The sequence below is a fragment of the Polynucleobacter hirudinilacicola genome, from assembly GCF_002192535.1.
In the GTDB taxonomy this organism is placed as follows: Bacteria; Pseudomonadota; Gammaproteobacteria; order Burkholderiales; family Burkholderiaceae; genus Polynucleobacter; species Polynucleobacter hirudinilacicola.
In genome coordinates, this window is sequence record NZ_NAIA01000003.1 from 875,006 (window position 1) to 897,307 (window position 22,302).

Consider the following 22,302-nt stretch of genomic DNA (forward strand, 5'->3'; position numbering starts at 1 on the left):
CAATACGATTGGACTATGACGCTTTGATGACAGGATTGTCATAAATAATAATAGTCAAATAAATCAATGATTTAGATTGAATTTATCAGGTCTAAATTGAGAAATAATCCCCTAGGAATTACACTGTTGGCACCAAATCAGCAATACTTTTTGCAGCCGTCATGGCTACTTTTGCGTCTTTGGTCTCAACCATTACCCTGAGAAGGGGTTCTGTACCAGATTCCCTAATTAACACCCTGCCAATATCCTTCAGATCCGCCTCTACTTTAGCAATCTGTTGCTTAAGCTTCTCATCTGACTTCCAGTCATAGCCGGGTTTGAATTTCACATTCAAGAGTACTTGGGGAAAGATGCTTACCTTCTCCAATAGCTGCGCCAGACTCTTTTTATTTTGACTCATGGCTGCCAGCACTTGGAGAGCGGCAATTGTGCCGTCACCTGTGGAATGCTGATCTAAACACAGTAAATGGCCTGAACCTTCTCCGCCAATAATCCAGCCCTTTTGTTTTAGGAGCTCAAGAACGTATCTATCGCCTACATTGGCACGCTCAAATCCAATCCCCAAATCCTTAATCGCGTTCTCAACTGCCAAGTTAGTCATGAGGGTACCAACCGCCCCACCAATCTTTTGTCCGCGGTCCAATCGATCTTTAGCAAGCACATACAGCAGCTCATCGCCATTAAATAGTCTGCCTGTAGCATCCACCATTTGCAGGCGGTCTGCATCACCATCTAATGCGATACCCAAGTCTGCCTTTTCTGCCTTGACTTTAGCAATGAGTGCATCAGGTGCAGTTGCTCCACAGCCATCATTAATGTTTCTACCGTCTGGAGTAACACCAATGGAAACTACTTCTGCACCCAGCTCATGAAAAACATTTGGTGCGGTGTGATAGGCGGCACCATTGGCGCAATCGACTACCAGCTTTAATTTCTTCAGGTTAAGATCGCCTGGGAATGTCGATTTGCAGAATTCAATATAGCGTCCTGCTGCATCATCTAAGCGAAAAGCTTTACCCAAATCTTGTGCGCTCACACAACCCATGGGTTTTGCTAACTCAGCCTCAATTGCGAACTCAAAGTCATCATCGAGCTTGTCGCCATTGGCCGAGAAAAACTTAATACCGTTATCTTGATAAGGATTATGTGATGCAGAGATCACCACGCCTGCTGATAAACGCAAGGCTTTCGTAAGGTAAGCCACTCCAGGGGTTGGCATTGGCCCGCAAAGCATCACATCGACGCCAGCAGCAGCAAAACCAGCTTCTAATGCTGCTTCGAGTAAATAACCTGAGATACGGGTATCTTTACCAATCAATACTTTGCAACGTTGGCCTGGTTTGGCATCTCTGGATAAGACCATGCCTGCGGCATATCCAAGGCGAGTCATAAACTCAGGGACAATCGGAAACTGCCCTACTTCACCGCGAATTCCATCCGTTCCAAAGTATTGTTTTTTCATAGGGTCATTATAAAACTGAGAAGCTTTGGGCTCAGAGCTTAGGCTCTAGCCATCTATTGCTTCCCATAGCTTTAAAGCATCTACCGTTTCCGGAACATCATGAACCCTGACAATTTTGGCCCCTCGATCAGCCGCCATGATGGCTGCCGCAATGCTAGGGGCTACTCGCTCATTGGTGTCTTTGCCAGTGAGCTTGCCGATCATCGATTTACGAGATATGCCCGCCAAGACCGGATACCCCAAGCTTGAGAAATCCTCAAAGTGCGACAACATGCTCAGATTATGTTCAAGGCTTTTGCCAAATCCAAAGCCTGGATCTATGGCAATTCTGTTTTGGGCTATACCTTTTGATTTGAGTAGCTCTACACGTTCTTTGAGAAATAGTGTGACGTCTGTAACTACATCTTGATACTCTGGATTAAATTGCATAGTCAATGGATCGCGTTGCATATGCATCAATACAATTCCGCAATCCTGACTCTCTAGCACAGCATCCACAGCACCGTCTTGTCTCAATGCCCAGATGTCATTGACACAATCAACACCAGCATGAAGCGCTTGACGCATAGTCTCTGCTTTATAAGTATCAATCGATAGCGGTACACCGCAATCCTTGAGCGCTTCAATTACTGGCAAGACGCGATCCAACTCTTCCTGCAGTTCTACTGGCTCTGCTCCTGGCCTAGTGGATTCTCCGCCGATATCGATCAGATCAACGCCATTGGCAATCATCAACTCAGCTTGAGCGATAGCATCTTTTGGTGATCTAAATTGGCCGCCATCAGAAAATGAATCGGGTGTGGCATTCAGAATGCCCATGACTACGGGACGCTTGCGTTTGGTGAAGTCAAAAAGAAAACGCCCACAACGCCATGGTGTGGGCATCTCTTGCATGCCTTGCTTGTCCATTCAGACGGCTAAGTTTTAAGCTGTTGCTGGGGCGCTACCAGCAGCCGGTCCTGGTGCTCCACCAGCAGAGTTACCAAACTGGGTTGCAGGAGGAGGAAGCGGTGCTCTTGGTGGACGACCTTCCATAATGTCATTGATTTGCTCAGCATCGATGGTCTCCCATTCAAGCAAAGCAGCAACCATGGCTTCAACCTTATCGCGATTATTCTCAAGAATAGATCTCGCTAAGTTGTATTGGCTATCAATCAGCGTACGAATCTCAAAGTCAACTTTTTGCTGTGTTAACTCAGAAACGGTCTTGGTGCTATTACGGCCAAAAATACTTTCTGATTCGGTATCAACATAAACCATCGTACCTAAGCTATCGCTCATGCCGTAACGCGTCACCATATCGCGTGCCATTTTAGTAGCACGCTCAAAGTCATTCGATGCACCAGTGCTCATCGAGTTTAAGAACACTTCTTCAGCAGCACGACCACCAAACAAGATCGCCAACTCTTCCATCATGCGATCTTTATACAGATTGACACGATCAAACTCGGGCAACTGCCAAGTCACACCTAAAGCCATGCCACGCGGCATGATGGTGACTTTATGTACCGGATCAGCTTTAGGCAGAATCTTGGCTACAACCGCATGCCCAGACTCGTGATAAGCCGTGTTACGACGCTCTTCTTCGCGCATCACTGCTGACTTACGCTCAGGACCCATATAGATCTTGTCCTTAGCGTCTTCAAAATCTCTCATATCTACTGAACGCTTATTACGACGCGCAGCAAACAATGCAGCTTCGTTAACTAGGTTCGCTAAATCCGCGCCAGAAAATCCTGGTGTGCCACGTGCCAGCACTGCAGCATTGACATCGGGATCAATTGGAACTTTACGCATATGCACTTGCAGGATCTGCTCACGACCCCGAATATCAGGCAAACCAACGTGAACCTGACGGTCGAAACGGCCTGGACGTAGCAACGCTTTATCCAATACATCGGAGCGGTTGGTAGCAGCAACGACGATCACGCCGCTATTGCTTTCAAAGCCATCCATCTCAACGAGCATTTGATTCAAGGTTTGCTCACGCTCATCATTACCGCCGCCCATACCAGCGCCGCGATGGCGACCTACAGCATCAATCTCGTCAATAAAGATGATGCATGGTGAATTTTTCTTAGCGTTTTCAAACATATCGCGTACGCGAGATGCACCAACACCAACAAACATTTCTACGAAATCAGAACCCGAGATCGAGAAGAATGGAACTTTCGCCTCACCCGCAATAGCACGTGCCAGCAGGGTTTTACCGGTACCTGGAGGGCCCACCAGCAAAACGCCATGAGGAATGCGACCACCAAGCTTTTGAAACTTTTGTGGATCTTTTAAGAAATCAACTAACTCATAGACTTCTTCTTTAGCTTCATCGCAACCAGCAACATCAGCGAATGTCACAGTATTACTATTTTCATCAATCAGGCGCGCTTTCGATTTACCAAAAGAGAATGCTCCGCCTTTACCGCCACCTTGCATTTGGCGCATCATGAAAAACCAAAAACCAATAATCAATAAAGTAGGTCCGAGATAGTGCAAAGCAGAAACCAACATATTGGGTTCATCATCCGCTTTACCAGTAACCTGGACACCGTACTTCATTAAGTCACCAACCATCCAAATATCGCCTGGAGAGATGATGGAGTATTTAGAGCCGTCAGCAGGAGTGACTTGCAATGTGCGACCTTGTACATCCACACGCTTCACTTTGCCCGCTTTTGCGTCATCCATGAATTGGGAATACGTGACTTGAGTTTGGTCCTTTGGTTTATCAAACTGTTTAAAAACAGTGAAAAGTACCAAGCCCACAATGAGCCACACACCGATTTTTTGGAACATATTGCTGTTCAAATTGTTTCCTTTTCTGGATCTACCCAGGATTTAAAGCCAATTGCTTTCTATGTATTTGATTCTACTACCACCCTTTTTCAAGGGCCAATGGCTGATTTATTTAATAAACCCATGTATTTCAGGGGGTTATTGGGGCTTCCCTTGCCTTTATTGCTCAACAAACGACTATTTAGGGGATTTTAAGTTTCGACCCAGTAGAAAAATCTCTGAGGACTTAGCCCGGGAGGCCTTAGGCTTGCGGGAGGCAACGGTTTTAAAGACCTTTTTGAAGGATTCGACAATCTGGCTGTAACCGCTGCCGTTAAAGCATTTGATCAATAAAGCACCTTCAGGCTTGAGGTGGGCTACGGCAAAGTCGAGGGCAATTTCAGCCAAAAAGGCCATCCGAGCAGCATCAGCAACACCCACACCCGAAAGGTTTGGGGCCATATCGGATAAGACGAGATCAACCTTGCCTTCAGCGCTCTTAGGCAATAAGGCTTCTAAAGCCTGGAGCCCCTCTTCTTCACGAAAGTCACCCTGTATAAAGCTGACATCTGCAATATCTTCCATTGGCAAAATATCGATAGCAATAATTTGACCATCAGGCTTGCCAGATTCAATCTTAGGATTGCTTTTACCTAACTCGGTAAGACGATTGCGGGCGTACTGTGACCAGCTCCCGGGAGCGCTTCCAAGGTCGACAATGGTCATGCCCGCTTGTATGAGGTGATCTTGCTCATCAATTTCACTGAGCTTATAAACCGCTCTAGCGCGATAGCCCTCTTTCTGAGCCATCTTCACATAGGGATCGGTTAAGTGATCCTGCAACCAACTTTTATTAAATTTATTCTTTGCCACAACTTACCCACTTTCGCCCTACATTTTCCTAGTTTTAGCCCTCTAAAGCAAAAGGAATCGTAGCCAAAACTGTTAAAACTGTTCCAAACAGGTCTTTTAAGCGGTCAATGCTCTATCATCAAGCCCATGACTGCTCTTACTATCACCCCCGCACAACGCAAATCCCTCAAAGCTGATGCCCATGACTTAAGTCCAGTGGTAATGGTTGGTGGTGATGGCTTAACGCCTGCTGTAATTAAAGAGGCCAAGCTTGCTATTAGTCATCATGGCCTCATTAAGGTTCGCGTTTTTGGCGATGATCGTGAAGCGCGCGTGGCGATATACGAAGAACTCTGCGACAAACTCGATGCTGCACCAGTGCAGCATATTGGCAAGCTACTGGTTCTATGGAAACCTAAAGATGTAGTTGAGGAAGCGTTTTCAAATCTCAGTAGATCATCAAAGCAGACCAAGAAATCATTACAAGCTCCACGCACTAAACGTCAGCAGAATCGTGCACCGACAAAATCTGGTGTTCGTACCAGCACCTCGGAACGATCAGAGCGGCGCTCTGCTTCGAATGCTGCGCCATTTGCCAGAGCTGCAGCTGTGAAATCTGCTACGCCGAAGAAACGAGTGCTACGCTCTGAAGCCGCTGAATCAAAAATTGGCTGGTCATCACCAGGCTATCGCAAAGCTGCTGCTGCACCTGCTCCCATCAAGAAGCGGAAAGTACGCATGAGTAGCACTAAGAAAAAATTGCTTGGGTCTTAATAGGCTAAGCCAGTTCAAACAACGCCGCTAGTCGGCGTTTTTTATTAGCTGTTACTAGCTTAATTTGATGTTTATAAATTTGGCTTAGTGAGGCGCCAAACCAAATAGATGCCCAATGCGCTCTGAATCATGAATACGATGCTTGATGCGCCATGGAGCTTTCCAAATAGATCTGCCGATGGCGAGAGCATGACAGGCATTCCATTCAGGAGGGCCTGATCTCTCAGAGTATTCATCCAGGGGATGAATACAAATGAGGCTGCCACCGAACAGAGCAACATGCCTAATAGAATTAGTCGAATGATTCTGTACTGAGTGAGGCCGCGGGTAACGAGAAGATTGGCGAGCACCATCAGTGCAATACAAACAATCGTACTGAGATAAGCCTCTACTTTAAAGATGCTACCGGCAACCATGCCGGCCACTTGACGATCGGTAAGTGTGCCAAAGATTGTTGGTGCTACCAAGTATCCAACGGTAAGGATGCTACCAACCCAAAGACCAGCAACTAAGATAAAAAGGCGTTGTGCGCCAACATGCATAAGATTAGCTGCTCTTGCTATTGCGCTTAGATATAGCGTACTGCCAAAATCTCAACTTCGCGGTTACCACCCGGAGCTTGAACAGCAACCACATCACCCTCTTCTTTGCTAATCAAAGCGCGGGCAATTGGAGAACTAATCGAGATTTTATTAGAGGCAATATCAGCTTCATCGTCACCGACAATTTGATAAGTAAATTTAGTACCGTCTTCAAGATCTTCCAAATCCACGGTAGCACCGAACACGATGCGACCAGAAACATCCAGTGAAGCAGGGTCAATAATCTGCGCTGCAGAAAGCTTGCCCTCTAACTCCTGAATGCGGCCTTCAATGAAACCTTGCTTTTCTTTGGCAGCATCGTACTCGGCGTTCTCGGAGAGATCGCCCTGGGCGCGGGCCTCAGAAATGGAAATAATCACTGCTGGACGCTCAACATGCTTAAGACGGTGCAGCTCCTCTTTCAGGAGTTCTGCACCGCGTTTGGTAAGGGGAATTGTGCTCATACTACCAACCTAACTTAAATTCTTGCGCTCAATTGCGCGAACAAAAGTTGATTTTAGATTAAATGAGCTTCCGATGTAAGTCTTGCAAGGAATACACCTCTAGAGACTCTTTGCTGCCTTTTTGAGAGGCTAGGAGCCCATCCATTACCGCCCGTGCTGCGCTAATCGTCGTGTAGTAAGTCACGCCATTGGCTTGGGCACTAGTTCGGATAGAGCGAGAGTCCGCAATAGCAGTACGGGTTTCATCCACGGTAGTAAATACCAGGGAAATTTCACCGTTTTTGATGAAATCCACGATATGGGGGCGACCATCTTTGACCTTATTGACTACGCGCACTGGCAGACCAGCTGCCTCTATCGCCGCTGCAGTACCCTTGGTAGCAACCATTGGGAAGCCTAACTGATGAAGAAGTTTGGCAACCTCAACTGCTTTAGGCTTATCGCTATCTTTCACAGTTAGTAATACGGTTCCACTTTTCGGCAACTTGATACCAGCGCCCAATTGGGATTTGAATAAAGCTTCACCAAAAGTTTTGCCCACACCCATAACTTCACCAGTAGAGCGCATCTCTGGTCCAAGAATGGGGTCGATGCCAGGGAACTTATTAAATGGGAACACGGCTTCTTTTACAGAGAAGTAAGGCGGCTTAACTTCTGCCTTAATGCCTTGCTGCTCTAGAGTTTGACCCACCATGCAGCGTGCAGCAATCTTTGCCAACTGTAGACCAGTTGCTTTGGATACAAACGGTACCGTACGTGAAGCGCGTGGATTCACTTCCAAAACATAAATAACATCTTTGCCATCGACATTTTGGATGGCAAATTGCACATTCATCAAACCAATCACGTTCAAGCCCTTGGCCATAGCTGCTGTTTGACGCTTGATCTCTGCAACGGTTTCATCAGACAAAGAATATGGTGGCAATGAACATGCAGAGTCACCTGAGTGAACACCAGCCTGCTCAATATGCTCCATCACACCACCAATGAAGACCTTGGTGCCATCACTAATGCAATCGACATCACACTCAATTGCATCATTGAGAAAGCGGTCTAGCAATACAGGAGAGTCGTGAGATACCTTAACAGCTTCACGCATATAGCGCTCTAAGTCACGGCCATCATGAACGATTTCCATGGCACGACCACCCAATACATAGGAAGGACGCACTACTAGAGGATAGCCAATCTCTTCAGCAAGCTTGAGAGCCTCATCTTCAGCACGTGCAGTCCGATTTGGCGGCTGACGCAAGCCTAAGTCATGCAAGAGTTTCTGGAAACGTTCACGGTCTTCGGCTGCATCAATCATGTCAGGCGAGGTGCCAATGATCGGCACGCCATTCCGCTCAAGATCCAAAGCGAGCTTCAATGGAGTTTGACCGCCGTACTGCACGATCACACCTTTTGGCTTCTCTTTGGCGACGATTTCTAATACATCCTCGAGCGTTAATGGCTCGAAATACAAGCGATCAGATGTGTCATAGTCAGTTGAAACAGTTTCAGGGTTGCAGTTGACCATGATGGTTTCGTAACCATCATCACGCATTGCTAAGGCTGCATGTACGCAGCAATAGTCAAACTCGATACCTTGACCAATCCGGTTAGGGCCACCACCCAAGACCATGATCTTGTCTTTAGTAGTTGGATTAGATTCGCATTCACCATGCTCTGCTTCATAGGTCGAATACAAGTAAGCGGTATTCGTTGAGAATTCAGCTGCGCAAGTATCAACCCGCTTGTATACAGGAACCACCTTTAAGCGATGACGTGCAGCGCGAACAGATGACGGATCCACACCAAGTAACTTCGCTAAGCGACGGTCCGAGAAGCCCTTTTGCTTAACAGCGCGCAGTTCTGCTGCAGATAGACTGTCGATCTTACGTTGCTTAAGCTCTGCTTCAATCGTGATGAGTTCTTCAATTTGCTCTAAGAACCAAGGATCAACTTTAGTTTCTGCATAGACCTCGTCAAGACCCATGCCCATCCGGAAGGCGTCAGCCAAATACCAAATACGATCCGGGCCTGGCTCATTGATTTCATTGATGATGTCATCGAGGTCTGTAGACACTTCATCTAGGCCATCTACGCCAACCTCAAGACCACGCAGCGCCTTTTGGAATGACTCCTGGAAAGTACGGCCAATCGCCATGACTTCACCAACGGATTTCATTTGCGTTGTTAAACGGGAATCGGCTTGCGGGAATTTCTCAAAGGCAAAGCGCGGGATCTTCGTCACTACGTAGTCAATGGAAGGCTCAAATGATGCTGGTGTAGCGCCGCCAGTAATGTCGTTCTTCAACTCATCTAAGGTATAGCCAACAGCCAGCTTTGCTGCAATCTTGGCAATCGGGAAACCGGTTGCCTTAGAAGCTAGCGCGGATGAGCGAGATACTCGTGGGTTCATCTCAATGACGATCATGCGACCATCAACAGGATTGATCGAAAACTGAACGTTTGATCCACCAGTATCCACGCCAATTTCACGCAGAACTGCAATCGATGCATTACGCATGATTTGATATTCTTTATCGGTCAACGTTTGGGCTGGAGCAACAGTAATCGAGTCACCCGTATGCACGCCCATTGGATCTAAGTTTTCAATTGAGCAAACGATGATGCAATTGTCATGACGATCACGCACCACTTCCATCTCAAACTCTTTCCAACCCAAGAGCGACTCTTCAATCAAGAGCTCACGGGTAGGCGAAAGATCAAGACCGCGTTTACAGATCTCTTCGAACTCTTCACGGTTATAAGCAATACCACCACCAGATCCACCCATGGTGAATGAAGGGCGAATCACTACGGGGAATCCTGAGCTGCCTGTCTCTTGCTGAATGCGTTGTTGAACCTCTAAGGCCTCATCCATCGAATGCGCAATACCAGACTTAGCAGATCCAAGACCAATCTTGGTCATCGCTTCTTTAAATTTCTGGCGATCTTCGGCTTTATCGATTGCTTCTGGAGATGCGCCGATAAGTTCACAGCCGTACTTTTCTAGCACCCCGTTGCGGTGCAAATCTAAAGCACAGTTCAAGGCAGTTTGACCGCCCATCGTTGGCAAAATAGCATCTGGTTTTTCAGTGGCGATGATGCGCTCAACCACTTCCCAGGTAATAGGCTCGATGTAAGTGACATCCGCCATCTCAGGGTCAGTCATGATGGTTGCTGGATTGCTATTTACCAAAATAACTTTGTAACCCTCATCACGCAGGGCCTTACAAGCTTGCGCACCGGAGTAATCAAACTCACAGGCTTGCCCAATCACAATTGGGCCTGCACCAATAATCAGGATGCTCTTAATATCGCTACGCTTAGGCATTATTTGCCCCCCTTATTACCAACAGCGGCAGCATTCATAAGCTCCACAAAACGATCAAATAAATAGGCAATGTCATGAGGTCCCGGCGATGCCTCAGGGTGACCCTGGAAACAGAATGCCGGCTTATCTTTCCAAGCCAAGCCTTGTAAGGAACCATCAAATAGAGAAACGTGAGTAACTCGAATATTGTCTGGCAATGAATTTGCATCGACTGCAAAACCATGGTTTTGGGAAGTAATCGCTACACGTCCAGTATCGAGATCTTTCACTGGATGATTGGCACCGTGGTGACCGAACTTCATCTTCAAGGTTTTTGCACCGGCTGCTAAGCCCATAATTTGATGGCCTAAACAGATACCAAAAGTTGGTAAACCTTTTTCGATGATTTCTTTTGCTGCGGTAATTGCATAGTCACAAGGCCCAGGATCTCCAGGGCCGTTAGAGAAGAAAACGCCGTCAGGATTCATGGCCAGCACTTCTGCTGCACTCGTTTGCGCAGGAACTACAGTGAGCTCACAACCACGCTCTGTGAGCATGCGCAAAATATTGTGTTTAACACCAAAGTCATAGGCGACCACTTTTTTAGTCGGCTTGCTGGTATCTAAAGTTTTGTATGCAGGTTTATCTGCAGGGCCATGCAATTCCCATTCAGCTTCACGCCATGGATAAGATGTTTTGGTAGACACCACTTTAGCCAAATCTAAACCAGACATTCCTGGGAAAGCTTTTGCCAACTCAAGTGCTTTCTTGCCCAAGACTTCGTGACTATCGCCCAATTTGCCAGCCACAATCGCACCAGATTGAGCGCCTTTATCGCGCAGAATACGAGTTAGCTTGCGAGTATCAATGCCAGCAATTCCAAGAACGCCTGCTTTGGTGAGATAGGCGTCAAGCGTTCCTTCTGAGCGAAAGCTGGAAACGCGCTTTGGTAAATCTTTAATAACTAGGCCCGCAGCATGAATCTGGTCAGACTCTGCATCTTGAGCATTCACGCCAACGTTACCAATATGAGGATATGTGAGGGTAACAATCTGACGGCAGTAACTGGGATCAGTAATGATCTCTTGATAACCAGTTAAAGCGGTATTGAAAACAACTTCGCCGGTAGTTTCGCCAGGGGCGCCAATGCTAAAACCAGGAAAAATGGTGCCGTCGGCTAGGGCCAACACGGCGGGGGGAAAAGAAGGAAGCAAGGGTGACAAACCATCTCCAGTCCCTGCTCCATCCGACGCTCAAAACCCCCAAAAAGACTAACCCCGGGGCTTGTTTATGCGGGAGGTGAGTGTCTTTAAGCGCTAGGGTATTTATTTAGTTTCGAACCTTGCAATGATACCAGTTTTGCTCGTAAACCCTTAAATACCCAGCCAATCGACCCTTTGCGAGCCGTTTCCTCCCCTAACCCTTGGTTGGGGGAGGTTTTGCTTTTAATCCTTAAGCCTGAGCACCTTGCTCAATGATGGTCTTAATTTGAGCCAAAACAGTCTGGTCTTCCATAGTGCTGATATCACCGGGGTCACGCCCTTCTGCTACAGCCTGTAATGCACGACGCACAATCTTGCCAGAACGGGTTTTTGGCAATGCCGTTACGACATAAACTCGTCCAGGACGAGCAATAGCGCCCAACTGACTATCCACAGTCTTCATGCATTCTTTTTCTAGGGTCTCTGTATTGGAAGAATTTTTAGGGATTACAAACGCAATCGCAGCCTGACCCTTGAGCTTGTCTTCAATACCAACCACAGCAACCTCAGAAACGTTTGGATGGCTTGAAATACTCTCTTCAATCTCTCGGGTTCCAAGACGATGTCCAGCAACGTTAATCACATCATCGGTGCGACCCAAAATAAAGAAGTAGCCATCCTTATCCTTAATACCCCAGTCAAACGTGGAGTAGATCAATTTGCCAGGAATGGTTTCCCAATAAGTACTGACGAAACGCTTGTCATCACCCCAAACCGTTTGCATACAACCTGGGGGCAATGGGCCTTCAATGGCAATAACGCCTTTTTGATCAGGCCCTAATTCTGCTGAAGTAGCATCATCTAGCAACTTCATGTTGTAACCAAAGGATGGTACGCCCGGAGAGCCAAACTTATGTGGCATAACTTCAATACCACGCTGGATTGCCAACATTGGCCAACCTGTTTCTGTCTGCCAGTAGTTATCCACAATCGGCTTTTTGATTGCATCATGAATCCAACTTGCAGTTGGCTCATCCAGTGGCTCGCCTGCCAAGAACAAAGCGCGTAATGATGAGAGATCGTATTTAGTCAAGAATGCAGGATCTTGTTTTTTGAGAACACGAACCGCTGTTGGCGCTGAGAACATCACTGACACTTTGTATTTCTCAACCAATTCCCACCAGATGCCTGCATCTGGACGCAGTGGAGTGCCTTCATACATGATGGTGGCCATGCCACTGAGTAATGGCGCGTAAATGATGTAGCTATGACCAACCACCCAACCAATATCCGAGGTACAGAACATGGTCTCACCAGCATTACCGGTAAAGATGTGCTTCATTGAAGAAGCGAGGGCAACAGCATAGCCACCGGTGTCACGCTGCACGCCCTTTGGCTTACCGGTTGTGCCGGAGGTATACAAAATGTATGAAGGATGGGTTGCATCAACCCATTCAATAGGCACGATATCGTTCAGATGCTTTTGACGCTCAGTGGCGTAATCTAGGTCACGGCCAGCAACGGTGGTGAATTCAGTTAGACCGCGATTCACAATCAAGACCTTTTCAGGCTTATAGCTAGCAAGCGTAATTGCCTCATCTAGTAATGGCTTGTAAGGCACCGCCTTGCCACCACGAGCACCCGCCTCAGAGGTCACAATCATTTTTGGTTTTGCATCATCAATACGAGATGCCAGGCTATGGGATGCAAAGCCACCAAAGACTACTGAGTGAATGGCACCGATACGTGCACAAGCAAGCATTGCAAAACAAGCTTCAGCAATCATCGGCATATAAATCAGGACACGATCGCCCTTGTTGATGCCATTTGCCTTGTAAATAGCAGCCATACGATTGACTTCTTCGTAGAGCTCTTGATAGGTATATGCCTTCTCGATATTGGTTTCGGTAGAAACTGCAACTAAGGCTGTTTGATTTGGTCGCTCTTTAGCGTGACGATCTACTGCGTTGTAACAAAGATTAGTAAGACCACCCTCAAACCATTTGGCAAATGGAGGGTTGTCGTAGTTCAGCACCTTATTAAATGGTTTTTCCCAGTGAATTAACTTTGCCTGCTCACCCCAGAAACCATCTGGATCTTTTACTGAGCGTTCATGATGTGCTTTATAGGACATGGTCAACCTAATTAAAAAATGACTGAAATTTACGGATTTTTAGTGGCCCCCTTACTGCTGGAGGAGACCGAACTACCATTTTTCGCAGATTTTGCAAGTCCTGTCGATGCGGATTTATGCTGAGATGCAGCATTTTTTACAGAAGAATTACCCTTAGAGGCAGATTTCGCTGTAGAGCACTTGGCATTTTTAGTGCCCTTGGCTGTTTTTGCACAATTTGAAGCTGGCGGTGGCGCAGGCTTTTCCAAACTCAAGCTGGCATTTTCAGCCATCGCTGATGAAACATCGCCAGCGCGACCACTAGTCTTCGGTATTAATACGGTGGACCCTGCCTTAATGCGCATACCCTTTGGAATTCCATTGACGGATCTCAAGGAATCCACATCCACACCTAAAGTTTTTGCCGCCTGATCAACGCTTTCTGTTTTTGTAATCTTCACAGCCGTCCATGACGATAGTGGCTTGTTGTAGTTCTTCAGATTTGCCTGAAAAATTTCCGCATGAGCAAATGGCAACAGAATCTGCTGATTCGCGTTACTCAAGATCACTGGCTTATTGAATGAAGGATTGAGATTATGAAATTCCTCTGCGGGGATTTCAGCAAGCTTAATGACTACTGCTACATCGATATCGTTATCAATATCGAGTGCCACAAAGTATGGGTGGTTCTCTAGTTCAGGCAAAACAATTCCATAAGCCTGTGGATCTAAAACAATTTGACGATATGCCATGAGCTTGGGAACGTAATTACGAGTTTCCTTTGGCATTGTTAGGCTCAGATAATCGGTAGGCAAACCGGCTGCAATATTACGTTTCTGAGCCTTCGAAATATTGCCAGCACCCCAGTTATAGGCTGCCAATGCAAGCTCCCAGCTGCCGAACTGGTTATACAAGCGCTGTAGATAATCTAATGCAGCATCTGTTGATTGAATAACATCACGACGCTCATCCCTAAAGACATTTTGGGTTAAACGAAAATCCTTGCCGGTCGCGGGCATAAATTGCCATAGACCCATTGCCTTAGCGCTGGACTTAGCATGGGTTACAAAAGCGCTTTCTACAAATGGTAACAACGCAATTTCAGTTGGCATATTGCGAGCATTGACCTCTTGCACTATATAGAACAAGTATCTTGAAGAGCGCGCCATGGAACGATGGACATAGTCTGGCCTTGCACTAAGCCAACGTACCTGCTCAATTTCAAGAGGGGTATTCATAGGCTCCATTTGAAAGCCATCCCGAATTCGTATCCACAAATTATCGGAGGGTGCATACACCTTGCTGACCGATTGATTCTTAAGGTTAACGCGCGTTGCTTTAGATGAATTCGGATTAGATTTAGTCGGCGTGTCTGAAGACCAATCCCCAGTGCTCGCACATCCGGATAGAAAGGCGACAAGCAAAATTGTCGCAGCATACAAACGCATCAGAATCGATCTTTCCAAGCGCGAATTACTGCTAGAACATGTGCTGGCGTTGGCAAGGATTGCTGGCTAGAGACCTCTTTCGCCATAGCAATGACCTCTGCTTGATCACAACGCATAAATGGATTGACCTGTAATTCTTGGCCAATAGTCGTTGGCAATGTCGGGAGATTTTGCGACCTCAAGGCTTTGGCTTTTTCTGACCAGGAGATCAAATTCAAATTATTGGGCTCCACAGCTAAAGCAAAACGAATATTGGATAAGGTGTATTCATGAGTGCAGTACACCAAAGTATTTTTTGGCAATGAAGCAAACTTGGCCAATGACTGGGTCATCTGGGTTGGCGTACCTTCAAAGAGACGCCCACATCCTGATGCAAATAAGGTGTCACCACAAAATAGCATTGGTTCTACAACATTGGCCTGCATATTGGCAAAATAGGCAATATGGGTCAAGGTATGCCCAGGAACCTCAAACGCCTTAAAACTCATTCTGGGCGCAGCAATTTCTACCTTGTCATCTTCTTGAACAATCACTGTCCTGCCCGGAATATCCTCGCCAACCGGTCCATAAACAGGAATATTGGCACCAAAACTTCTTAATAAATTGAGTATTCCACCGGTATGGTCGGCGTGATGGTGAGTAATCAAAATGCCAGTGAGAGCCAGGTCATTTTGCAAGAGATAGTCTTCTACAGGCGCAGAATCGCCTGGATCGACCACTAAAGCCGACTTCCCATCGTGGATACACCAGATGTAATTGTCGTCAAAGGCCGGTATAGGCCAAACTTGCAATAAAGTATTCTTATCCATAGAACGATGATACCAACCCCACCCATCCCCTCCCAGATGCCTGCACCCCCATGGAGTTCATGGGAAAAATGGCTCCAATCCCCACCAGGACGCTATGTTTTGGGTTGGGAGCAAAAGTGCTGTAACCAAATTGTTGCAGATGTATTTGGGTTTCATGCAGTGCAGATTGGTTTGCCACAAATTAATACCTTGGCTGAAAACCGCATGCCCTTGCAAGCACTCTTATTGCATTCGAATGACAGTCGCGAATACGCTGCTCGTTTTAACTGGCATCTTATTGAGGGAAATTACGCTGAGTTGCCATTTGCAAATGAAAGTCTGGATTTAGTAGTACTTCCCCACGTACTCGAATTTGCTGCTGACCCACATCAAATTTTACGCGAAGTAGATCGTGTCTTACGCCCTGAAGGTCGACTCATCATTTCAGGGTTTAATCCTGCCAGCTTATGGGGTGCGCGACAGTACCTCAGTAGATTAATTGGTAATCCTTACTTACCGCGCGATGGTCAGTTTATTAGTCTTATACGAGTAAAAGACTGGTTGCAATTATTGAACTATTCATTAGATCGTGGGCACTTTGGCTGTTATAAGTTTCCCCTGCAAGGTCAATCTTCTATGGGTCGCATGGATTTCTTAGAATCCATGGGCAATCGCTGGTGGCCTATTTTTGGCGCAGTATTTTTAGTTTCAGCAATCAAGCGGCAACAAGGGATGCGCCTTATTGGTCAAATTGTACCAGTACGTATTCCAGCATTACAGCAACTTACCCCAGCTGCAGAACGCAATCAACTTAAAGAAGTTCAAGAGACAGTAAATTAGAGCGATGTCACACCACAAATCAACGCCATCCGCACCGCATATCGTTATCTATACCGATGGTGCTTGCAAAGGGAATCCTGGTCCTGGTGGTTGGGGCGCTGTATTGCGTTCGGGCGCTCATGAAAAACATATTCATGGCGGTGAAAAACTCACAACCAACAATCGCATGGAAATTAGCGCGGTGATTTTTGCTCTGCGCGCTCTAAAACAAAGAAGTAGCGTTGAACTATGGACAGACTCCCAATACGTCCAAAAAGGTGTAACTGAATGGCTTGAAGGCTGGAAAAAACGGGGTTGGAAGACGGCTAGCAAGGATCCAGTCAAGAATGCCGATCTTTGGCAGGAATTAGATGCCCTTTTGCCTGATCATGAGATTTCTTGGCATTGGGTCAGAGGCCATAACGGCCATCCCGGCAATGAGCTAGCTGACCTACTGGCAAACAAGGGCGTCGAGGAGTTTTTGCCCTAGAGCCAATATCGCCCCAAAAGCACTGTTTAGACCGTCTTATGAGAGAATGGCTTTGACCTGAACAGCGCCAAAACCGCATTAGAACTCTATCAAAACCAAGAAAAACGAGACTGTGTCAAAAATAGAATCTTCTCTCGATAAATTGTTTGCCAAATTAGTGCAAATCAAAGATACGGGTAAAGTGCGACTTTGCGCCTTGTGGCAGAAATTGTCGCCTCACATGCATTTGCTCAAGAAAATGAATTATGCCAATACTAAAGCGTTTGTTATCCGCTTTAAGTGGCGCATATTGTTGTTGTTAATTGTTCTTTACGCTGGCTCAAAAGCCTACGACTATTACTTCCCAGCGGCAGCCAAAAAAGGTGGCGGTCCTCAGACAATCACTAGCGTTGTTGTTGAGAAAAAAGATATCCCACTCATTATTGAAGCGACTGGCACCACTGTCTCCAATAGCATTGTTGATATCCGACCCATGGTGACAAATACTGTTGCCAAAATTCATATTAAAGATGGTCAAGAAGTGAAGGAAGGACAACTTCTATTTACACTGGATGATCGTAATGACAAGGCAAATTACGAACGGCTGAAAGCATTGGCTGATGATGCACAGAAGCAATACTTACGTGCCAAAGAATTAGTTGAGAAAAACTTTATCTCCAAGGCCGGCTTAGAGACATCCTTTGCCAATGCCAAGTCTGCAGCATCAGCAGCACGTTCTGCCGAGGTTCAACTCTCCTTTGACTCTATTCGCTCACCGATTAACGGTAGAGCTGGCATCATTAACGTCTTCCCTGGCTCTTTAGTACAAGCAAGCAATATCGTATCTACTGCGACAAACTCCACCGCTACCTCAAGCGTGGGATCGATGGTGACCATCACGCAACTAAACCCAATCAATGTTCAGTTTGTGATCCCAGAAAAAGACATTCCCATCATTCTAGAAAATAGACAAGGTGATGCACCATTGAATGTCAAGGTCACGATTGGCAATACCGGAAAAAATACCTATGAGGGTCAGGTTCTGGTGATTGATAACCAGGTTGATCCTCTGATTGCTTCAGTTCGTGTCAAGGCACAAATTCCGAACGATAAGCTGGAAATACTTCCTGGGCAATTTGCACGAGTTTCGCTATATGCCAATACCCTGAAAGATGTGATTGCCGTTCCCACACAGGCAGTTGTGATTGGCCCCAATGGAAGATTAGTGTATGTGGTTGACAAAGATGACAAGGTCGCAGCAAAACCAGTCAAAGTGTCCTATGAATACCAGGGAACTTCAGTAATCACCGGCATTAATTCTGGCGATCGCATTGTGGTTGAAGGTAAACAAAATTTACGTAACGGCAGCAAAGTGCGCGAAGCAAAGCCCTCCAAATCGGATGCCGCCCCCGCTGATAAAACCCCCTCTACCGAGCAAAAATGACGCTTTCTGAGCTATGCATTAGACGTCCCGTGATGACGGTATTGCTGTCTATTGCAACCGTCATTGCAGGAGGTGTTGCATATTTCAAGATCCCAGTAGCCGCCCTGCCGAGTTTTAATACGCCCATTATTTCCGTGTCGGCAAGCCTACCGGGTGCCTCACCTGAAATTATGGCTTCAGCTGTTGCCTTGCCGCTTGAAAAAGAATTTTCAACCATTGATGGCATCAAAGTCATTAGCTCCACCAACTCGCTTGGTTCAACAAACGTTACCCTGGAATTTACAAGCGATCGCGATATTGATAAAGCGGCAGTAGATGTCCAGGCTGCTCTCTTGCGGGCCCAACGACGTTTACCAATTGAAATGACGGTACCGCCTTCGTATCGGAAGATTAATCCTGCTGACACCCCTGTATTAATTGTGCGCATGAGTTCTCCGTCTATCAGCCTCTCTGAGATGAATGCTTATGCAGAAAATCTCATGTCGCCAAACTTGTCCACTATTACCGGGGTCTCACAGGTTACCGTTTATGGAGCTAAGCGGTATGCAGTTCGAGTAAGCGTTCGGCCAGATGCTTTGGGCAATCGCAATATCACCATGGATGAGATCGCTGCGGCAATTAATAAAGCTAACACCAATAGCCCTGTTGGAACGCTTGATGGCCCGCGTCAACTCATCACAATCTATGCCAATCCACAGCTTGTCAGAGCCGAAGAGTTTGGCAACCTCATCGTTGCGCAGCGCAATGGTTACCCAATTTATCTCAAAGATGTTGCTGATGTTCAAGAGAGCTTTGAAGACGTTAAAACCTTTGCGTCGGCCAAGGGTGAGCGCTCTATAGCGATTGGTATTTTGCGCCAACCAAATGCCAATACTGTTGAGGTTGTTGACGCAATCAAAAAACTGCTGCCTTCTCTAAAGGCGCAGATGCCAGAATCTATTCAGCTAACACTGATTAATGACCGCTCCCTCTCGATTATTGAGTCTATTCATGATGTCAATGTAACGCTGCTACTCACAATAGCACTCGTTGTTTTGGTTATCTTCCTGTTTCTCAAGCATGCCTCTGCAACGATCATTCCATCGATAAGTTTGCCAATTTCACTAATTGGCGCCTTCTTTGTTTTCTACTTTTTAGGCTACAGCCTGAATAACATTTCCTTGCTGGGCATTACTCTGGCCGTTGGATTGGTGGTGGATGATGCAATCGTTGTGCTTGAAAATATCATGCGCTATGTTGAAGAAGGCATGGATCCATTAAAGGCTGCTTTAAAAGGTAGCAAAGAAGTTGGTTTCACGATCGTATCCATCTCATTGTCATTGGTTGCGGTATTCATCCCACTATTTTTCATGTCGGGCCCAATTGGCCTTTTGTTTAGAGAATTTGCTGTTGTTGTGACGCTGTCGATATTAGTCTCAGCCGTTGTCTCACTAACTGTAGTTCCGATGTTATGCAGCCGCTTTTTACCTAAGCCAGGCTCTCATCAAAATAAATACAAAATCACAAAGCAATTTGATCGTGCTTATGAGTGGACTTTAAAAAGATATGTCCATTATCTAGATTTAGCCTTAGCAAACAGAAAAATGGTATTGATTGGGGCATTGGCTAGCTTTGTCATTACTATTGCCCTCTTTGTTTACAGCCCAAAAGGGTTCTTCCCAGAAGAAGATATCGGCCAATTACGCGTCACCGTAGAAGCATCTGAAGACGTTTCTTTCAAAACAATGATGGCTTTACAAGACCAGGCAGCAAAAGTTGTTGATAGTGATCCCAACGTAGCAACATCAATATCTATTCTTGGTGGCAATCAAAGCTCAGGCCGCAATACCGGCAGATTCTTCATCATTCTGAAGCCTAAGGATGAGCGCCAGAAAATGAGTAAGGTCATGGAAGGTCTGAGAGCTAAATTTCGGGAAATCCCCGGCATTCAGGTTTACATGAGCCCGGTACAAAATTTACAGTTGGGTGGCCGTAGTAGTAAAAGCCGCTATCAGTTCACACTGCAAAGCGTCGGTTTTGAGGGCGTGAATGAATGGGCGGATAAATTGTTGCAGAAAATGCGCGCAGATCCATTATTTAGAGATGTCACTAGCGACTCCCAACTAAAGGGCTTAAATGTCAAGATTGAAATTGATCGAGAAAAAGCTGCTAGTGCTGGTGTATCTATCGCAGATATTCGCACCGCCCTCTACTCTTCGTTTGGCGAGCGGCAAGTCTCCACAATCTATACTCCCGTCAACACCTATTACGTCATTTTAGAAACCGCAGAAAATGATCGTCAATTTGAAACCGATTTAAACAAGGTCTATGTGCGCGGTAGAGCCACAGATAAATTGATCCCACTATCAAGTCTGGCGAGCTTTGTCAGAACCATAGGCCCAACGGCAGTAAACCATCAAGGACAAATTCCGGCGGTAACGATTTCATTTAACTTAGCACCTGATGTTTTCTTGGGGGACGCAACTAAGGCAATTGATGGCTTTGTGAAGCAGGTTAATCTCCCGCCATCCATCATTACTAGTTATGGTGGTGATGCGGCTGTATTTAAAGACAATCAATCTGGTCAAGTGATCTTATTGTTAGCTGCATTGGGTGTTATTTATATCTTGCTTGGCGTTCTATACGAGAGCTATATTCACCCTCTCACTATCTTGGCAGGACTTCCATCCGCTGCTATTGGTGCAATCTTGGCCTTACGTATTTTTGGATTTGAGCTCACCATTGTTGCCTCGATTGGCATTCTATTGCTGATTGGTATTGTCAAGAAGAACGCCATTCTGATGATCGACTTCGCCTTGGAAGCTCAACGCACTCAAGGTATGACGCCTGAAAAGGCAATCAGAGAAGCCTGCATCTTGCGCTTCCGCCCTATTATGATGACTACCATCGCTGCTCTGATGGGCGCCCTCCCGATAGCATTGGGCTTAGGTGCTGGCGCTGAACTGCGTCAACCCCTTGGTATTAGCGTTGCTGGCGGCCTGATCTTCTCTCAATTTGTAACGCTGATCATTACCCCCGTGATTTATCTTTACCTAGATAAATATGCGGGCAATGGTCCAATGCAGATTCCGCCATCTGTTCTTGAAGGAACCTAATGCGTCAAGTCATACTCGATACTGAAACAACTGGATTAAACCCCGCTACTGGTGACCGCATCATTGAAATTGGGTGCGTCGAGATGGTTGGTCGTCGTCTAACGGATCGTACGTTTCACTATTACATCAATCCAGAACGCGATATCGATGCTGGTGCTTTCGCTGTTCACGGCCTATCACGTGAGTTTTTATCTGATAAGCCCATCTTTGCCAATATCGTTGAACAGCTCATCGAGTTTGTAGATGGCGCGGAAATCGTCATTCATAACGCAGCCTTTGACTTAGGCTTCCTTGATAATGAATTCGCCTTACTCAAGCGCCCACCATTTCGCAATCTGGCTGCTAAGATCACTGATACCTTGCTAGATGCTCGTCAGATGTTCCCCGGTAAACGTAATTCTTTAGATGCGCTTTGTGAGCGTTTTTCTATCAGCAACCAACATCGAACCTTGCACGGAGCGCTTTTGGATGCTCAGCTTTTAGCTGAAGTCTATGTTTCAATGACAAGAGGTCAAGAGGATCTCTCAATCGATTTGATTGACTACACTGTTGGCACCGATGCCTCTGGGCATACCAAAGCCTTACCAACGGATTTCAAGGTACTGGCGGCCAGCGAAGATGATCTCGCACAACACGAAAAGATTCTTGCAGAAATTGCGAAAGCAAGTAAAAAGGACTCCGTATGGAGCCCTTTAAATACCGCCTCGTAAAACCTTAT

The 22,302-nt window shown here is 46.3% G+C and carries 17 protein-coding genes; 6 read left to right on the top strand and 11 right to left on the bottom strand.

The window, feature by feature from the left end:
• Positions 1-118: 118 nt before the first annotated feature.
• The 4 genes from glmM to B6A14_RS08600 form a co-directional block, all read right to left on the bottom strand.
• Entirely contained in the window at positions 119-1,462 is a 1,344-nt protein-coding gene (gene glmM, locus B6A14_RS08585) for a phosphoglucosamine mutase (protein WP_087910045.1), read from the bottom strand.
• Between the two features lie 45 nt (positions 1,463-1,507).
• Entirely contained in the window at positions 1,508-2,371 is an 864-nt protein-coding gene (folP, locus tag B6A14_RS08590; RefSeq protein WP_087910046.1) for a dihydropteroate synthase, read from the bottom strand.
• A gap of 15 nt (positions 2,372-2,386) precedes the next feature.
• Positions 2,387-4,267, bottom strand: coding sequence for an ATP-dependent zinc metalloprotease FtsH (gene ftsH / locus B6A14_RS08595; protein ID WP_087910047.1), 1,881 nt, complete (start codon positions 4,265-4,267; stop codon positions 2,387-2,389).
• Between the two features lie 165 nt (positions 4,268-4,432).
• Positions 4,433-5,107, bottom strand: coding sequence for an RlmE family RNA methyltransferase (locus B6A14_RS08600; protein WP_087910048.1), 675 nt, complete (start codon positions 5,105-5,107; stop codon positions 4,433-4,435).
• 126 nt (positions 5,108-5,233) lie between these two features.
• Here B6A14_RS08600 and B6A14_RS08605 point away from each other — a divergent pair, with 126 nt between their 5' ends.
• A complete protein-coding gene (locus B6A14_RS08605) occupies positions 5,234-5,860 on the top strand; it encodes a YhbY family RNA-binding protein (protein ID WP_087910049.1) in 627 nt (208 codons plus the stop codon).
• A gap of 71 nt (positions 5,861-5,931) precedes the next feature.
• On the opposite strand, the gene B6A14_RS08610 is transcribed toward B6A14_RS08605, so the two are convergent.
• From B6A14_RS08610 to gloB, 7 genes are all read right to left on the bottom strand, one after another.
• Entirely contained in the window at positions 5,932-6,402 is a 471-nt protein-coding gene (locus B6A14_RS08610) for a DUF4149 domain-containing protein (RefSeq protein ID WP_087910050.1), read from the bottom strand.
• Positions 6,403-6,428: 26 nt separating this feature from the next.
• A complete protein-coding gene (greA, locus tag B6A14_RS08615; RefSeq protein WP_087910051.1) occupies positions 6,429-6,905 on the bottom strand; it encodes a transcription elongation factor GreA in 477 nt (158 codons plus the stop codon).
• Positions 6,906-6,963: 58 nt separating this feature from the next.
• Positions 6,964-10,227, bottom strand: a complete 3,264-nt coding sequence (carB, locus tag B6A14_RS08620; protein WP_087910052.1) for a carbamoyl-phosphate synthase large subunit — start codon at positions 10,225-10,227, stop codon at positions 6,964-6,966.
• On the bottom strand, positions 10,227-11,420 hold the full coding sequence (gene carA, locus B6A14_RS08625) for a glutamine-hydrolyzing carbamoyl-phosphate synthase small subunit (protein ID WP_087910334.1): 1,194 nt from the start codon (positions 11,418-11,420) through the stop codon (positions 10,227-10,229). The genes carB and carA overlap by 1 nt, the downstream gene beginning before the upstream one ends.
• 238 nt (positions 11,421-11,658) lie before the next feature.
• Positions 11,659-13,542, bottom strand: a complete 1,884-nt coding sequence (locus B6A14_RS08630; protein WP_087910053.1) for a propionate--CoA ligase — start codon at positions 13,540-13,542, stop codon at positions 11,659-11,661.
• Positions 13,543-13,571: 29 nt separating this feature from the next.
• A complete protein-coding gene (locus tag B6A14_RS08635; protein ID WP_087910054.1) occupies positions 13,572-14,969 on the bottom strand; it encodes a transglycosylase SLT domain-containing protein in 1,398 nt (465 codons plus the stop codon).
• Complete coding sequence (gene gloB / locus B6A14_RS08640) at positions 14,969-15,778, bottom strand: hydroxyacylglutathione hydrolase (protein ID WP_087910055.1); 810 nt, start codon at positions 15,776-15,778, stop codon at positions 14,969-14,971. The genes B6A14_RS08635 and gloB overlap by 1 nt, the downstream gene beginning before the upstream one ends.
• 6 nt (positions 15,779-15,784) lie before the next feature.
• Here gloB and B6A14_RS08645 point away from each other — a divergent pair, with 6 nt between their 5' ends.
• The 5 genes from B6A14_RS08645 (at position 15,785) to dnaQ (ending at position 22,294) form a co-directional block, all read left to right on the top strand.
• A complete protein-coding gene (locus B6A14_RS08645; protein WP_087910056.1) occupies positions 15,785-16,597 on the top strand; it encodes a class I SAM-dependent methyltransferase in 813 nt (270 codons plus the stop codon).
• Positions 16,598-16,601: 4 nt separating this feature from the next.
• Positions 16,602-17,066 carry a ribonuclease HI gene (rnhA, locus tag B6A14_RS08650; RefSeq protein ID WP_087910057.1) on the top strand — a complete coding sequence of 155 codons (465 nt, stop codon included), beginning with the start codon at positions 16,602-16,604 and terminating at the stop codon, positions 17,064-17,066.
• A gap of 112 nt (positions 17,067-17,178) precedes the next feature.
• Positions 17,179-18,489 carry an efflux RND transporter periplasmic adaptor subunit gene (locus B6A14_RS08655; RefSeq protein WP_087910058.1) on the top strand — a complete coding sequence of 437 codons (1,311 nt, stop codon included), beginning with the start codon at positions 17,179-17,181 and terminating at the stop codon, positions 18,487-18,489.
• The gene (locus tag B6A14_RS08660; protein WP_087910059.1) at positions 18,486-21,584 is read left to right on the top strand and encodes an efflux RND transporter permease subunit; all 3,099 of its coding nucleotides are present in this window, start codon (positions 18,486-18,488) and stop codon (positions 21,582-21,584) included. The genes B6A14_RS08655 and B6A14_RS08660 overlap by 4 nt, the downstream gene beginning before the upstream one ends.
• A complete protein-coding gene (gene dnaQ, locus B6A14_RS08665; RefSeq protein WP_087910060.1) occupies positions 21,584-22,294 on the top strand; it encodes a DNA polymerase III subunit epsilon in 711 nt (236 codons plus the stop codon). The genes B6A14_RS08660 and dnaQ overlap by 1 nt, the downstream gene beginning before the upstream one ends.
• The last annotated feature ends 8 nt before the right edge of the window (positions 22,295-22,302 follow it).

Bases quoted from the DNA above. Each gene is read 5' to 3' on its own strand.
- glmM (WP_087910045.1), bottom strand. From the start codon at position 1,462: ATGAAAAAACAATACTTTGGAACGGATGGAATTCGCGGTGAAGTAGGG.
- folP (WP_087910046.1), bottom strand. From the start codon at position 2,371: ATGGACAAGCAAGGCATGCAAGAGATGCCCACACCATGGCGTTGTGGG.
- B6A14_RS08605 (WP_087910049.1), top strand. From the start codon at position 5,234: ATGACTGCTCTTACTATCACCCCCGCACAACGCAAATCCCTCAAAGCT.
- B6A14_RS08610 (WP_087910050.1), bottom strand. From the start codon at position 6,402: ATGCATGTTGGCGCACAACGCCTTTTTATCTTAGTTGCTGGTCTTTGG.
- greA (WP_087910051.1), bottom strand. From the start codon at position 6,905: ATGAGCACAATTCCCCTTACCAAACGCGGTGCAGAACTCCTGAAAGAG.
- carB (WP_087910052.1), bottom strand. From the start codon at position 10,227: ATGCCTAAGCGTAGCGATATTAAGAGCATCCTGATTATTGGTGCAGGC.
- B6A14_RS08630 (WP_087910053.1), bottom strand. From the start codon at position 13,542: ATGTCCTATAAAGCACATCATGAACGCTCAGTAAAAGATCCAGATGGT.
- B6A14_RS08635 (WP_087910054.1), bottom strand. From the start codon at position 14,969: ATGCGTTTGTATGCTGCGACAATTTTGCTTGTCGCCTTTCTATCCGGA.
- gloB (WP_087910055.1), bottom strand. From the start codon at position 15,778: ATGGATAAGAATACTTTATTGCAAGTTTGGCCTATACCGGCCTTTGAC.
- B6A14_RS08645 (WP_087910056.1), top strand. From the start codon at position 15,785: ATGATACCAACCCCACCCATCCCCTCCCAGATGCCTGCACCCCCATGG.
- rnhA (WP_087910057.1), top strand. From the start codon at position 16,602: ATGTCACACCACAAATCAACGCCATCCGCACCGCATATCGTTATCTAT.
- B6A14_RS08660 (WP_087910059.1), top strand. From the start codon at position 18,486: ATGACGCTTTCTGAGCTATGCATTAGACGTCCCGTGATGACGGTATTG.
- dnaQ (WP_087910060.1), top strand. From the start codon at position 21,584: ATGCGTCAAGTCATACTCGATACTGAAACAACTGGATTAAACCCCGCT.